The 15,023-nt window shown below is 66.2% G+C and carries 12 protein-coding genes; 2 read left to right on the plus strand and 10 right to left on the minus strand.

From position 1 onward, the window contains the following. Positions 1–926 precede the first annotated feature (926 nt). A complete protein-coding gene (locus D0Z08_RS28580) occupies positions 927–1,493 on the plus strand; it encodes a flavin reductase family protein (protein ID WP_220454425.1) in 567 nt (188 codons plus the stop codon). A gap of 48 nt (positions 1,494–1,541) precedes the next feature. Here the strand turns inward: D0Z08_RS28580 and D0Z08_RS28585 are convergent, their stop codons facing one another. From D0Z08_RS28585 to D0Z08_RS28610, 6 genes are all read right to left on the minus strand, one after another. Then, positions 1,542–2,177: a TetR/AcrR family transcriptional regulator gene (locus D0Z08_RS28585; RefSeq protein ID WP_182481551.1), complete on the minus strand. Its 636-nt coding sequence runs from the start codon at positions 2,175–2,177 to the stop codon at positions 1,542–1,544. A gap of 89 nt (positions 2,178–2,266) precedes the next feature. Then, on the minus strand, positions 2,267–3,097 hold the full coding sequence (locus D0Z08_RS28590) for an IclR family transcriptional regulator (protein ID WP_118928692.1): 831 nt from the start codon (positions 3,095–3,097) through the stop codon (positions 2,267–2,269). Positions 3,098–3,349: 252 nt separating this feature from the next. Next, the gene (locus tag D0Z08_RS28595; protein WP_118928693.1) at positions 3,350–4,003 is read right to left on the minus strand and encodes an SDR family oxidoreductase; all 654 of its coding nucleotides are present in this window, start codon (positions 4,001–4,003) and stop codon (positions 3,350–3,352) included. 50 nt (positions 4,004–4,053) lie between these two features. After that, a complete protein-coding gene (locus tag D0Z08_RS28600; RefSeq protein WP_118928694.1) occupies positions 4,054–6,042 on the minus strand; it encodes an MFS transporter in 1,989 nt (662 codons plus the stop codon). A 3-nt stretch (positions 6,043–6,045) separates the two neighbouring features. Then, a complete protein-coding gene (locus D0Z08_RS28605) occupies positions 6,046–8,607 on the minus strand; it encodes a CaiB/BaiF CoA-transferase family protein (protein ID WP_118928695.1) in 2,562 nt (853 codons plus the stop codon). A gap of 501 nt (positions 8,608–9,108) precedes the next feature. Further along, positions 9,109–9,540, minus strand: a complete 432-nt coding sequence (locus D0Z08_RS28610; RefSeq protein WP_182481552.1) for a nuclear transport factor 2 family protein — start codon at positions 9,538–9,540, stop codon at positions 9,109–9,111. A 474-nt stretch (positions 9,541–10,014) separates the two neighbouring features. Here D0Z08_RS28610 and D0Z08_RS28615 point away from each other — a divergent pair, with 474 nt between their 5' ends. Continuing rightward, positions 10,015–10,812: a PadR family transcriptional regulator gene (locus D0Z08_RS28615; protein ID WP_118928697.1), complete on the plus strand. Its 798-nt coding sequence runs from the start codon at positions 10,015–10,017 to the stop codon at positions 10,810–10,812. Between the two features lie 577 nt (positions 10,813–11,389). On the opposite strand, the gene D0Z08_RS28620 is transcribed toward D0Z08_RS28615, so the two are convergent. From D0Z08_RS28620 to D0Z08_RS28635, 4 genes are all read right to left on the minus strand, one after another. Next, positions 11,390–11,824, minus strand: coding sequence for a Zn-ribbon domain-containing OB-fold protein (locus tag D0Z08_RS28620; protein ID WP_118928698.1), 435 nt, complete (start codon positions 11,822–11,824; stop codon positions 11,390–11,392). Next, positions 11,821–12,990: a thiolase C-terminal domain-containing protein gene (locus tag D0Z08_RS28625; protein ID WP_147381569.1), complete on the minus strand. Its 1,170-nt coding sequence runs from the start codon at positions 12,988–12,990 to the stop codon at positions 11,821–11,823. The genes D0Z08_RS28620 and D0Z08_RS28625 overlap by 4 nt, the downstream gene beginning before the upstream one ends. Positions 12,991–13,009: 19 nt before the next feature. Continuing rightward, positions 13,010–14,206 (minus strand): amidohydrolase family protein, encoded by a 1,197-nt coding sequence (locus tag D0Z08_RS28630; protein ID WP_182481553.1) that lies wholly within the window; start codon positions 14,204–14,206, stop codon positions 13,010–13,012. Positions 14,207–14,506: 300 nt separating this feature from the next. After that, the coding region (locus D0Z08_RS28635) for an IS3 family transposase (RefSeq protein WP_118928701.1) at positions 14,507–15,023 on the minus strand (517 nt) is incomplete at its 5' end.

The raw sequence follows: 15,023 nt of genomic DNA on the forward strand, positions 1-15,023 counted from the left end.
CCGAGCAGGCCGGATAACGGAGGTGATGGTGCCCGCCTCAGGGTGGTCCTGGCCCCGGGCGAGTTCGCCCAGAACGCGACGATGGTTGAGCAGCGCTTTCCGGAGCTCAGCGGGCGTCCGAGGTCGCCGAGCGAGGAACACGACGGGCAGGAGATCCCGGCCGCGCAGTGGCTCGGCGCGGACGTCGCCCAAGTGGATCGTGCGAGGCGGTCGTGCCTTCCGATCCAGGGTCTGATGGCCCGCGGCGTGTTGGTCGGACCTCAATGCCGTCATCAACGAGGACATCTACCCCAGTCGGATTGGCGACGCACTGATGCAGCACCACGGCAGCCAGGCGTTCCTGGTGACGGACGAACACGCCGCCGAGAAGGCGGCGGACGGTCCACCCCGCGGCCGTGCTGGGCTCCCGCGACCTGCCCGAGTTGGAGGCGGAGGCCGGAATCCCTTCGGGCGAACTCGCGCACACCGTCGAGACCTACAATATGCACCCGCTGCCCGGGGTGCGGATCCATTGCGGCACAAGGCACCGCGCGCGCTCTACTGGCCGTAGACGGTCGCCGCGACGCTGACCACCGCGCCGCTGGATTCGTCGACGAGGCGCTCCAGGCGGCGTCGCAACGACCCGCCGAGCGACTCCGCGGTCTGCACCAGCGGCCAGGCCTCGGGCTTCCCGTTGGGCGGCGGGCCACGGATGTCGACGGCGACCCGGTCCCCGGGCTCTACGCGGCCGGGCGCACGACGCCCGGGCTCGCCAGCCGCGGCTACGCGAGCGGCTGTTGGTTGGGCAATGGCAGCTTCTTCGGCCGACGCCCCGGCGCCACCGCGACCGCTGGTGACGGCGGCTAGCCCGGCGCGGCAACGCCGTCCCGGTCCCGGCCATCGGGATCCATGCGGATGGTGGGCTGCCGCCTGCCTACCGTCAGGACGTGACTGTGGCCCCTGAGAATCCCATGCCGAGTACCGAGCAGTCGGCAAACAACGCACTCGACTACCGCAAGACGCTCGCGGAGTTCGCCAGCGGAGTCACCGTCATAACAGGCGGCACGCAGGACGCGCCTCTTGGCTTCGCCTGCCAATCGTTCTCGTCGGTCTCGCTAGAACCGGCGCTTGTGATGTTCTGTGTCGACCGTGGGAGCAGGACCTGGCCGAACCTACGACCGTTCGGCCGGTTCTGCGTCAACGTCCTCGGAGAGCATCAGCAGGACGTCTGTTGGGCCTTCGGGTCGAAGGCGGGAAGTAAGTTCGACGCACTCGACTGGGAATGGTCGGCCTGGGAAACTCCCGCACTGCAGGGCGTCCTGGCTCGCATCCACGCCGACGTCAGCGCCGTTCACGAAGAGGGTGACCACGACATCGTGATCGGGCGGGTCGTCGCGCTCGAGCGAATGACCGACGGGCGCCGCCCTCTGGTCTTCTTCCGCGGCACTTTCAATATCGACGCCGACGCGACCGACGCGCGTCACACGTGGACGCTGATGGGCGGCTGGATCTGAACCGGACGGCCCCGCCACACGACGGTTGTCAGTGACCGAGCAGCGGCTTCAGGTCACCGAGCCCAACTGATCGTCCTGTCCGCACCGGCAAGGACCGAGGATCAGGCGCACCGCCATCTTGATCTGCGCCTCACCCCGCTCGACGCTGGTCGCGTTGTTCGCGATGGCGATCAGGACCGACCACCACGCGTAGACAACCAGCTGTGCACGATCGTGGTGACTATCGACGTCGTCGTGATGTCCCGAGACCTCCAGGATCCTGGTGATCAGGGGATGCTGCTGCTGCGCAATCTCGGCCTCGGAATAGGAAAAGTAGGCGGTGTTCGCGCATTGGATCATCGCCACCGCAAGACGCGGTCTAGCCAGGATACGGCGGGTCAACATCACCATGTGCTCACCGATGTCCGCGATGGGATCGGCGTGATCCCTCACCTCCCAGGAAGCCGCGAAATGCCACAAGTGTTCGTACAGCAAGATCTCAAAGAGCTTCGCCTTCGACGGGAAGTAGCGGTAGAGGGTGCCAACCGCGACGCCCGAGGCCTTGGCGATCTCGGTCATCTGCACATGCTCGAAGCCGTCCCGATCACCAAGCTGTGCAGCGACCTCTAAGACGCGCTGCCGCCGCTCGGCCTGCTCTAGGTTCTGAGCCTGTGCAGGCTCACGTCCCAGTGGAAGTCTGGCCACCGTGCACTCTCCGATCGGACGTTCGTGTTGAGGGCCGGCACCGTCCCCGGCGTGGACCGCCGGGCTCTGCAACCGCCAGCGATAGCGTGTCAGCCTGCCTTCAACGGGCAGGCACGGACATGGTGCACCTTGGCGGGACGAGGCAGTCGGACGAGTTCGCGGGATATCCGTCGCGCAGCGTCCGCAACCAGCGGCACGATCCGCTCGAGGGCGTCGCCGGCGTGCGTCACCAGGGAGATGGCGGCAACCGGACCGTCGGCGCTGTGCAGAGCGGCGGCCACCGAAGCAAACCCCGGCACGCCGGCGCCGCGTTCGATAGCGACACCCTTCCGCTGCCGCACCCGACCGAGTTCGGCGTGGAGATGGGCGTAGCCGTCGGCCACCGGAGTCGCTGCACGAACTCCGCCGGTGAGCTGCGCGTCGACCTGCTCCGGGTTCAGGCAGGCGAGCATGGCCAGCCCCAACGCCGTCTCCACGGCCGGGGCGCGGCCGCCTACACGGTTCGGCACGGCAAGGGCCTGTCGGCCCCCAAGCTTGTCCAGGAAGACGACGTTCGCCCCCTCGAGCACGCCCAGTTGCGCTACGAGGCCGGTCGAGACCGTCAACTCCTGCAGCACCGGTGTCGCCGCGGTACGCAGGCGGCTCGAGTCTCCGGTAAGCCTGCCGAGGCCGCGGGCACGACTGCCGAGGCCGTAGCCCGCATCCGCCCGGCACGCCCAACCGAGCAAGATCATGTGCTCAAGGATCCGGTGTGCCGATGAACGAGGCAGGCCCGTTCGGCGAGAGATCTCCTCGAGCGGTAGCCGACGCCCAGCGTGATCGAACAGGTCCAGTATCGCGGTGACCCGCTCCAACATTGAGGACGGAGCCATCGCTGGCTGCGCCGCTTCAACTCCATCATGAGTCAATGCCACTGACATCCCGCGCCTCCCGTGCCTGGCACTAGAAATGATTCTTGTGACGACGGTAACACCAGATTCGCAGTTTGTGACCCCCGCCGCTGAAATTGATTCCAGCCGATAGGAGCGCGAAGAGCGGCACTCTCAGACTATTAGTTTGTCCTTGCCGCCGATCACCGGATCCGCGTGAACGCCGAATGCCGCCGTTAGGTTGACCGCCTGCCAACTCGTAGCAGCACCCCTGAAGCTGGCAGGGCGATGCCCGCTGCATGCTCATGGGTGACGCACGTGCGGCGTCCATGCGTCCTCGTCCCGACCGGCCACCTGGGTGATCGCTTCCGCGATCGCCTCCGGCGAAAAGACGCCCTCGTCCTGGACCACGCCATCAACGGTGACCGAGGCCGCGCGGATGCCGTCACCGGCCAGACAAAGGTCGATACTCTGCACCAGGTTGCGCAATCCCGCCTTCTGCACACCCAGGCTGGCGGCCACCACATTCGGGGCATCCGCCGCCACGCTGCCTGTCGCGGTGATCCGTGATCCTGCGCGCATCGTAGGTAGGGCCGCCTGGAGTGCGACGAGGAGGCCACCCACGCCGAACGAGACATCCGCGGCGAGCTCCTGTGGCGTCAGGGACAACGGACTCTTCGACCGCCACCAACTCGGATTGAAGTGGAGCAACTCGACCGAGCCCAGGGAGGCTGCCAGGTCCTGAACCGCCGCGGCTAGGGCATCGGAGTCGGCAACGTCGGCAACCGCGGCGAATGCCGACCGGCCGACCTCGCCGATCCGGGCGACCAGTTCGTCCATCACACCGGTGTCAAGGCCGACGAGCCCGACGTCGTAGCCCTCCTCGGCCAGCCGTAGCGCGAGCGCGGCCCCGATCCGGGGACCGGCACCGACGACGATAGCTCCGCGGCTCTGCATAGTTGTTCCCTCTCCGATGGGTTGCACGTGGAATGATGTTGGACGGCCGCTCACGGATGTGCCGCGACAGGGCGCGATCCGCCGACGTGGAGTTCCAGAAACTTCGTCCCGCCCCAGACGTCCAGCGCCACCGAGGCCGTCGACTGACCGGCGGAGGCGGTGACGACGTACCGACCGTTCGGCGGGAGGGGGAGCTCGAAAGTCCCGTCACTCGCCGTGCGGATGGAATAGACGGCGTCGCCGGTCAGCAGCGTCACGACCACTAGCGCGTCCTCCGCAGGTCCCCGGTCCGGGCGGATGACTGCGCCCGAGACCATGAGGCGTTCGGGCAGCACGACAGAGCCGACATGCGTCTCATCGACCAGAACTATCCACAGCGAACGCGGTGTCCAGCCTTCGGCAGCGACGACCAGGAGATACCGGCCAGGTCCTGCCACGGAGGCGGCGACCTCACCGGTGGAATCCACCTGCGCCCAGTCGACCTGAGTCCCCTCTGCATCCAGCACGGTGGCGACCGCGTTCTGCACCGGTCGCCCGCCGGAGGAGATCACCTGCCCCCGGACGAGGGCGCCGTTGGCAACGCGAACCAGATCGGACTGCTCCTCGCTGTCTCGCACGAGGCGGTAGAGCGGGATCGACAACAGGCAGGCCGCGCCGGCCAAGAGCGCCGAAAGGCCGAACAGTGCGATCAATGACCCGAACGTCGGGTAGTTGCCAACTGCGTGCGTTACGCCGAGGGAGGCCGCGGCGGCAGCTGTGGCGCTGGACGCTGAGGTCCCGATCGAGCGCATCAGTGTGTTGAGGCCGTTCGCCGCCGCCGACTCGGTGGCCGGCACGAGGCGCATGATCAACGCCGGCATCGCGGCGTACGCGATCGAGGTGGAGCCGGCCACCAAGATCGACCCGAGCACGACCAGCCAGATTTCTTCACTCGCCACCATCCGGACGGCATACACAACAGACATCAGCCCGGTCCCCACGGTAAGGGTGATGCGCGGGTTCCACCGACGCATCATCCAGGCCGAGACCGGCGCGAGAAGGCCGAATGCCAGGGCATTGGGCGCCATCATCAAGCCCGCTTCCTGAACACTGAGCCCGAAACCGAAGCCCGAGTCCTCAGGCAGCTGCAACAGTTGAGTCGAGACCAGCATGTTGATGTACATCGCGAACCCGCTGAAGAACGCGATCGCATTGACCAGGAGAACCGGACGGCAGGCTGCGGTGCGGACGTCCACCACGGGATTGCGCACCCGCAGTTCGAGTGGCACCCAAACAGCAAACATGATGCAGGCGAACACCACCAATCCCAGGGTGCGTCCAGACAACCACCCCCAGTGGCTACCCTTGGACAGCGCGATCAGCGCGGCAGACAAAGCCGCCGAAAGCAACGCCGCACCCTTGATGTCGAAGACACCGCCGGTCCGGATCGGGGACTCCTCGAGCACCCGTGCCACGACCGCGAAGGTGAGCAAACTGGCGGCACCGGTCAGCCAGAAGATCGAGTGCCAGTCGAGGTGCTCGACGATCAGGCCGCAGACCGGCAGTCCGACCCCTGCGCCGATCGCCATGGTGGCGCTCATCAATGCAATGCCGAGGGGGACCTTCTCCTTGGGGAGCTCGTCGCGCATCATCGCGATCCCGACCGGGATCGCAGCCATGCCGACGCCCTCCAACGCACGAGCCAAGATCAGGAGGCCGAGGTCCTCGCCCACGGCGCCCACAGCGGAGCCAATCACCATGGCGCCAAGCGCCACGAGGATCATCCGCTTCTTGCCGAACATGTCGGCGAGGCGGGACAAGATTGGGGTAGCCACCGCGCCGCTCAACAACGTTGCCGTGACCAGCCAGGATGCGCTGGACGAATCGGTTTTCAGCAACTGGGGCAACTCTGGTAGCAGCGGGATGACGATACTGGACTGCAGTGAGACGACGATCCCGGTCGAGGCGAGTACCCCGATGACCAAGTTCGAGGACCGCCTCGAACGCGTCTCGGGTCCCCGCGGCGGGCTCGCCCGCTCGTCGCGGCCGACCAGCGACATCCCTCAGACCACGCCCTCGTCCTGCAGTCGCTTGATCTGCGAAGTCGAGTAGCCGAGCAGCTCGCCAAGCACCCACTCGTTGTCCTCGCCGTAGCAGGGCGCGCCGCGGTCAATGGCCCCGCCGATATGCGTCGGTGTCTTGGTCATCGTCCCGGGGACCTCGGCAATCGGCCAGGTGCCGATCTTGGTGCCCGTCACCTCGGTCAGCCAGTTCAGGTCCGCCAGCTGCGGGTCTACGTCACACCGGTCCTCAGCGGTCTGACACACGCCGGCAGCCACCCCCGCCGCCTGCAGCCGACGCATTAGCTCGTAGCGATCGTGCTCACGCGTCCAGGAGGTGAGCGCGGCGTCCAACGCTTCCTGGTGGGTGATCCGGTCCTCTAAGGTCGCGAAACGCGGGTCGGCCAGCCACCCGGGTCGCTCGGCGACTGCCGTGAGGTTCTTCCAGTCCTCCTCGGCGAAGCAGCTCACCGCAAGCCACCGGTCAGTACCTGCGCAGGGGTAGATCCCATGCGGCGCTGCAGGCTTGCACGGCGATCGGTTGCCGGTCCGCTCCCAGCTAGTGCCGATCGCGGAGTGAGCGAGGATGGGAACACCGGCCAGGAAGATCCCGGTCTCGGTCTGAGAGGCGTCGATCCACTGGCCCCGACCGGTCCGGTCGCGATGAAGGATCGCCGACATCATCGCCACCGAGAAGCTGTAGGCGCCGATCCAATCAAGGTAGGAGTATCCCCATCCGGCCGGCATCGCTGGCTCGGGGAGGCCGGACATCTCCGACATCCCGGAAAGCGCAGCGGCAACCGGTCCGACCGCCCGGAACCGCCCGTAGGTACCCGTTGTGCCCATCCCGGACTGCTGGGCGTAGATGATGTCCGGCTTGATGGCCCGGAGTTCGTTATAGCCCAGACCCCACCGATCCATGACCCCCGGTGAGAAACCCTCGGCCACGATGTCGGAGATCGCGACCAACTTGCGGGCGATCTCGAGGCCGTCGGGATGGCGAACGTTCAGAGACATTCCCCGCTTGCCAGCATTCTTGTTGTTGAACTGTCCGCCCATGTCGCTGTCGGTTACTCCCTCGAGCGGCCCGGTGGCCTTGCGCCGAGCCTGGCGCCCACCGACGGGGGCCATCGCACCGAGCCGGGTATCGGGAGCAGCGGCCCACTCGACCTTGATGCACTCCGCGCCCAGCGCCGAGAGGAATCGCGTGCCACCGGCCGAGGCAAGGAACCATGTGAAGTCCAGGATCCGGATCCCATCAAGCGCCATCGGCTTTCCGTGAACCGAGGACCGCCCGCGGTGCCAGGACGTCACCGGCGGAACCACATCACGGATCTCGAGGAACGGCTCGATAGCTCCGGCGTCCTCGTTGAGCAGCGGCGCGCGCCGACCAACCTCCCAGGAGGTCTCGGTGGAGAGCCACTTGCTCGCGACATAGGTGAACGAGCAGTCGAGCTCGGGGTGCTCCACCTCCGCAAAGGTCTGCCGCTCGACCCAGTGCGGATCACGCAGGTTCTCCTCCGGCTTTCGCAGCGGAACGCAGACGACGCCAGCGGCCTGGGCCTCCTGCCATGGAGCGGTCTCGTAGGTGAAGCGGCGGAACAGCCTCTGCGTCACCTCGATCAGGTGATTCACGTCCTCTGTGGAGGCCTCGCTGCCCGGGATCGCGCGGCCTTGTCCTTTCCCGGTCTCAGCGCTGCGGACCAAGTCAGCGGCCATGCCGTACTTCTCTAGGAAGCCGATCAGGTTGGACCGGTCGTCGCGCGCGATGAGGATGATGATGAACCAGCGGCCATCCTTGGTGTGCAGCAGGTTGGTGCCCGTGGTGAGCCGCTCACCGGCGTGGAAGTTGGTCTGCCGATTCAACGTCGCGTGCCGCATCACCCAGTTCATCAGGTCCAGCTCGGTGTTCTTCGCGACCGCCTCGTGGACCGAACACGAAACCACCTGCCCGACACCGGACTGCTGGCGGTAGACCAGAGCGCCCATGATGGAAATGAGCAACTGCTCGCTCGCGATGTGGTAGGCGTGCCAGAGTTGGGGCGCGACCGGCGGCAGATCATAGGTGCCGTCCGGTTGAGGTGAGTATCCGCAGTTCATCACCGGCCCCCCGAGGGCCAAGTGCACCAGGTCAGAGCCCTTGTAGTCGCACCACGGTCCGGCCTCGCCGAATGGTGTCATCCGCGCGATAATCAGGCGCGGGAAGTCGCGGGCCAACGTCTCGGTGTCGATACCGAAGCGTCGGCGTTCACTCTGTTCCGCGGGCAGACTGGAGTCGAGGAAAACGTCAGCGTTGGCCAACATCTCACGCAGCGCAGCCGCGCCGGAGTCACTACCCAGTTCCAGCGCCACCGAGCGCTTGCCGCGGTTGTAGTTCCAGAAGTGCAGAGACCTTTCCGGATCGGGCTCGTCCAGGAAGGGGCCGATCCGACGGCTCGGGCTACCGTCGGGCGGCTCAACCTTGACCACCTCGGCACCCAGCCCGGCGAGAACGAGCCCGCAGTACTCGGCCTGCTCGTCGGCGTACTCCACCACCCGAACATCCGCGAGATTCGCTGCCTTCATGGCTGCGACACTAGGTCTGGTACTACTAGTCTCGACACTCGGATACCACTCACCGGATACCCGGCATCGACAGGATGTGTCGTGAACGAGCCCTCATCACGCTGCCGCGGATAATCGCGCTCGTCCGTCGGTGCTCCGACGTGACCCCCGCCGAGTTCAAGGCGTACTAAGAGACCCATCACGCGCCCTTGATCCCGCGTCATTTCGGCGACCTGTTCGCCAATTACACCCGCAATGACGCCCAGGTCGATAAGCCCGCCACCGCCAAACGGCGCCCCCGGGGGGACGAGTCACGACGGTGATTGAGTTCAGAAGCGCTGCGGCACTGGCCGAGATGCTGATGCGCGCGGCGCAGACGCCATCACTGACAGGAGATCACAGAAGACGCGGAGCGGTTCATGGACCGCGTCGCGACCCACATCATCGTCACCCGGGAAGCCAGCAGCAGCGTTGTCAGCTGAGCGTCTCGGCGCCCGCCTGGCCGCCCTGGGGGACGACACCCTAGGGCCGGACGAGTTGGCGGCGCGCGATCAGCCACTCACCGTCCACGAGGACGAACCGGTCCCGGTAGATGCCTTGGGCCCTCAGCGCCGGATCGCCTCCTGCTCCGGTGTAGAAGTGCCAATAAGTGGTCGCGGTCGACTCGTTCCGACCAGGCATCACCGAGATGTTAGTGATCACATGGAAGGTGCCCGTCCCTGGCCCCTGGATCGCGGCATCCCGACGCTCCCGAGCACCGATCACCGCGCCCTCGCGCCCGCGCCGGACCTGCGCCGGCAGGCCGACCACCGGCATGTCCGGCATCTCCCAGACGAAATCCTCGGTCAGCAGCGCGGCGTACTCCTCCAGCGTGCCGAGGTCGGCGGCATGCGTCAGCCGGGCGAGTACGTCGGAGACCGCGACGATAATCGCGGCTCGCTCCTGAAAGTCCAACACCCCATCCTTTCGCCACGATCGTCCAGCGCAGCGGACAGCGACCGACGGATCGAGCTCTGACTATCCAAGACCATCCGGCGGTGAGGTTCGCCCAGGTTCCCGCTCATCGAGAGAAGATCTAGTTCCGGTCATCGGACGCAGCGGATCCCGATGCCGCGCGCGGGTGATGGGCATAGCGGCCACGTGCCGCCCCGTAGCGGCGCTGTCAGACCGAGGAAGCTCACCCACGTACACGCAAGAGCGAGCAAGCCGCACGGCGTTCTCACGCCCACAGCCGCCCGCGGTCCGTCCACGCCGTCGATCTCCACCGGTCCCTTCCGCCGGTGAAGTTCGCACCCCTCGTGCCCTTCTGTTCCGTCGCTCTTCGCCGTCCCCACCCGGACCGGCGAGACTAATAGTCTCAGAGCAAATCGTCGTGGCGCCGGGTTCGCCGCTCTCAACGCTGATCACGCGCCCGAGTAGTCTGCACCCATGGCCGCTGATAAGCAGGCTGGGCGTCCAGTCGGCGCCCGTCGCGCCCGACAGACGGCAGTCGCATCGGCCAACGGGAAGGTCGACCGCCTTCCTCTCACGGGCTACGCGACCCTAGGCCTGCTCTCCACGACCGAGGGGTCCGCTGCCGTGGAGCTGCAGGAACGCGCACATCAGCAGATTCGGCACTTCTACTGGGCGCCCGCATTGAGCCACATCCGACGCGAACTCAATCGACTCGACGACCTCGGATACGTCGACGCGGAGGTCGTGCACCGGGGACGAGTGCAGCGGACGCTCCGCTACACACTCACGGCGAAGGGCGCCGACGCGCTGGCCGAATGGGCGGAACGCCCAGAAGCCGAACCGCTGGTGGTCAAGAACGCGGTGATCCTGCGAATGTGGCTCGGCCGCCGGGCAAACGACTCACCGGCCGTCCTGCAATCGCTCGAGGACCACATCGAATCCATCGCCGCCGAACTAGATGACCTCAGGGAGCAGATGGAAGGGTTGGACCGGCGGTTCAAAGACAGGTTGCTCGCCTTGGAGGCCTACGACCCCGACGAGGCCGGCGATCTCCGGATTCTGACCGGCCGGACGGCCTGGCACCGGGCAGTGATGCGCTATTGCCGCCGGAACTACGAAAACGAGCTCGCCAATTCGCGCGAGCTGTTCAAGGAGCTCAAGCGACTGTCCACCGCCGATGCGCAATCGATCACCGGCCACGGATCTGCACCCGATCGCACAGAGTTGGCCGAGGCAGACGCCGTCCCACCGTCAACCTCGACCTCTACTTGACCCGTGACGAAGGTCGCGCGTTCGTGCGGGAAAGCTGACTGTCCTCGCGATGTCTACCGCCCCCGACCGAACCCTCCGCGGCGAAAACGCGCATCGCCCGACCTTGAGCGCTCGCTGTCCACGCCTGGAGGAGATCAGCCGGACCAGTGGTGCCGTTGCTCGACATCCCGGCCCGATATCGTTGAAGCACGCCCAGTCGCAACCCTCCCCCGGCGGCGAAGGCCCGGAGCAGCTTCCCGATCAGGCTTGGTGCCTGCCGACTTCCCACAAGCACTGGGATCGGGTTGTTGCAACGGCTCACATCGACCCGTCGTTGCCTGGAACACTCGCAAGCGGGCAGAGCGACGGTGACCAGATTGACCTGGTCGATGGGCGATCGGACGAGCGATTCGGGCGCCCCTGGGGGTACGCGATAAGGTCGCGGCAACCACCGGCGATAGCCCCCAGCCCGCCCGAGGTCTCGGAGACTCGAGGTCATATTCGCGCGGAGGCGGCCAGGTCTCCGGCTCGACCGAGCGTGAGATCGCGCCTGTTGCGTCCCAGTAATCTTCAGGCGTCGCCAGCAGGGCAGTTCAGGCTAGATGGGGTGCCACTGGAGCAGTTGCACCGGGGCCTGGCCCTCCCGCTCGATCGGGGTGGTCCATCCTGCCACCACCCGCTGCCCGATCTCCGCTCTGTTCTCGATGCCGCCTACCAGGTTGCCGATCACGCGCACCCCGGGTGGCTGATCCAGCTCCACGATCACGACGTTGTAGGGAACTGCATCGGCCAGGGCAGAGTGGGTCGGGTGGTGGACGATGGTATAGCTGCACACCGTTCCTGAGCTCTGCCCCGCAATGTAGTCGAACGCGAATCCCCCGCAGGTGCAGCACAGTTCGAGGGGCGGATGCTGTACGGAGCCGCAGGCCTGACATGTCTGGATCCGTATCTCGCCGCTGGTGAAGAACGCGCGATTGACGTCGTTGACCTCGGGCACCGGGAGGGCGTCGGGCAAGTAGCGCTGCGACTTCATGGGCGTGACCTAGAGAAGAGAACGGTGGAGCCCGGTGGCGTGCCGGGGCCAGCGACGGACAGGCTGAGCTCGACGTGGGGCACCTGGTTGACCGATTCGTTGCGGACTTGGCGCACGGCTTCGTTCACCAACTGCAACCCGTGGATGTAGGCCTCTGCCAGATTGCCTCCGCTGGTGTTGATCGGCAGTCCGCCGTCGGGGGCTCGCAGGCGACCGTCGGCGAGGAAGTCGTTGAGTTCGCCCGGTTCGCAGAACCCAAGGTCAGCGATCGCCATCATCGTCGTGCCGGTGAAGTTCTCGTAGAACTGGGCGACGTCGATGTCTGTGGGCCGAACTCCCGCCCGCTGCCACAGCTCTTCCCCGACCGGCCGGTAGCGGCCACTGGGGAACGCGCCATCGTTGAACCCCCAGAGCCCGCCGTCGGGAACCATGCCGTTGGCGCTGGCCTGAATGAAGGCAGGATGCTGGGGTGCGTCTGCGGCGCGCTCACTCGACGTGACCACCATTGCGCACGCCCCGTCGCTCTCCTGGCAGCAGTCGTAGAGGTGGAAGGGCTCGGCGATCCACCGCGATGCGTGGTATTGCTCGCGGGTCAATGGTTTGCCGTACATGATTGCGCGCGGGTTGTTCTGGGCGTGTGCATACGAGGCCAGCGCGATCTCTGCCAGCGCATCCTGGCGCACGCCGTGATCATGCATGTACTTGGTCGACAGTACGGCGTTGAATGCTGCAGGTGCGCCCAGGCCGAATGGCGTGCGGTAGGCGTTCTCGTCGCTGACCACTTCCTCGTCGAGGGACCGCCCGTAGCGCTTTTCTCCCTGGTTCAGGGACCGGTAGACGACCACGTTATTGGCGTATCCCGCCGTCACGGCCGCATCGGCAAGACCGACCGCGGCGGCGCTCAGGTTGCCGCCGCCGCTCGTCGGGTTGGCCGCGAACCGGAGGTTCCCAAATCCCAGCCAGGAGGCAAGGTTGGCCGACCGGAGCGACGTGTCCAGCGGGGTGTGCCAAGTGACCAGGCCGTCGATATCCGCCATCACCAACCCCGCGTCGGCAACTGCAGCGCGTATCGCCGTCGCGGCGAGCTGCAGTGCAGAGTGCGGCGACCGGCCGGGCCGGTAGTAAGTGGACTCCCCCAGGCCCACCACGGCTGCGCGACCGTGCATTTCTTGCGCGATCCCTCGCTCAGAAGGGCAGGTTGTAGAGCTTGATGGAGTTCTCGCTCATCACCTTGCGCGTGACGTCGGGGCCCCAGGACTCAAGAACCTTGATGCCGTGCTCGACCGCGGACGGGTACAGGCAGGTCGGATGCGGGTAGTCGGTCTCGAAAAGCACATTGTCGAACCCGATCCGGTCCAGTAGCCGGCTCGGGGCAGTCTCTTCGAACCAGAAGCAGGAGTACATGTGGTCACGGAACTTTTGGGTGGGACTCTTACCCAGGTGCTCCTCGTTACCGGCCTCGAGCATCTGGTACTCCAGCCGCTCCAAGACGTAGGGAATCCAGCCGATGCCGCTCTCGACCGAGACCCACCGGATGTCGGGATAGCGGTCGAACAGGTCCGCGGTCAGTAGGTTGGCCAGGATCTTGGCATTGTGCAGCTCGATCATCGTTGCGCCCACCAGGGACCGACGCCACTGGCTTTGGCCGTCCCATGCGCTCTTGAAGTAGGCCTCCATGCCGAACTCGGAGGCACCGACGTGGAAGTTGACGACCAGGCCCGTGTCGGTGAGGGTCTCCCACAGTGGGTTCCAGTGCGGGTCAAGCAGTGACGGCAGACCGCCGGCGTGCGGCTCGCTGCACATCGTGATTCCGCGGATGCCCAGCGCCGCACAGCGCTCGACCTCGGCGATCGCGGCGTCGAGGTCCCAGAACGGCAGCAGGGCCATCCCGAACAGTCGCAGGCCGGACTCCTCCTGCATCTCGCTCATTGCGGTGTTGTACGTCTCCGCGATTAGGCGGGCGAGGCTCGGGTCGGGGATCTTCGCCAGCTTGTTGGCGCCGAACCCGGCGACGTTGGGGTAGACGATCTGGGCGTGGATCGACATCTCGTCCATGCGCTGAAGACGGGTCGGAATGTCGTAAGCTCCCTCGTCGACCTCGTCCCATTGCATGCCGGCCTCGATGTTCCAGTCCCAGAACGACTGCTTCTTCCCGTCCTTGCGGATCACCGCCGCCGCCCCGGCGGGGCTGGCGAAGATGGCGTCGCCGGCGTAGTACCAGATGTCTTTGCCGTCTTCGCCTCGGACCTTTCGCGGAACGCGGTCCTGGTCCTTCTTCGCAACGCGGGAAGTCCACATGTCTGGGGGCTCGGTGATGTGAGTGTCCGCATCCACTACCTTCATGCCGGCCAATGGGCCACTGAGGAGCTCGGAGACAGTCATGTGGTGGGTCCTCTCGATCACGGCGTTACGACACTGGGCTTCTGTTCCCATAGTCCGTGCCGCCGTGGCTGGGACACATCGGTTCTTCCGGTCACTGAGAACCGATCGATCATCGTTGGGGCCCGGCAATCCCCTGAAACCGTAGAGACCTGATTTTGTGTGATCTCGTGGCCGGCATCCCGCTCGTCGCTCGGGGGCCGCGCCCGGAGCCGGGGTCAAGGCTGGCCGTCGGCCACCCGGAGGGCTTGGCCTTGACGTCGACGAGGACGTGGTCACGCTCGGTGCGCGGGATCCGGTCGTTCACGCTGCCTCCTCCTTGACCTGTTCCAGTTCGCCGGCTTGCAGGGCGAGCTCGTAGGCGATCGGGGAACGCATCCCGAGGGAGGAGTGGCGCCGCTCGTGGTTGTACTCCTCGATCCAGGCCGCGACCCGTCGACGGGCCTGGGCCTTGGTGGTGAAGTGCTCGAGCTGACGCAGCTCGAACTCCACGGTGGAGTGCCAGCTCTCGATGACTGCGTTGTCCAGCGCCGAGCCGACCCTGCCCATGGACTGGGTGACTCCGACCCGGCCACAGGCGGCCTGGAAGTTCTTCGCGGTGTATTCGCTGCCCTGGTCGGTGTGCATGATCACCGCACCGATGTTGTCCTTGCCGCCGCGGACCGCGACCGCCATCCGCAGTGCCGCGGTGGTCAGGTCGGCGTCATGGTGCTCACCGATCCCGAACCCGACGATGCGCCGCGAGCCCATGTCCAACACCGAGTCGAGGTAGAGCTTGCCCTCATCGGTGGGGATCTCGGTGCCGTCCCCGTACCACTTG

Source organism: Nocardioides immobilis, assembly GCF_003515065.1.
GTDB classification, from domain to species: domain Bacteria; phylum Actinomycetota; class Actinomycetes; order Propionibacteriales; family Nocardioidaceae; genus Nocardioides; species Nocardioides immobilis.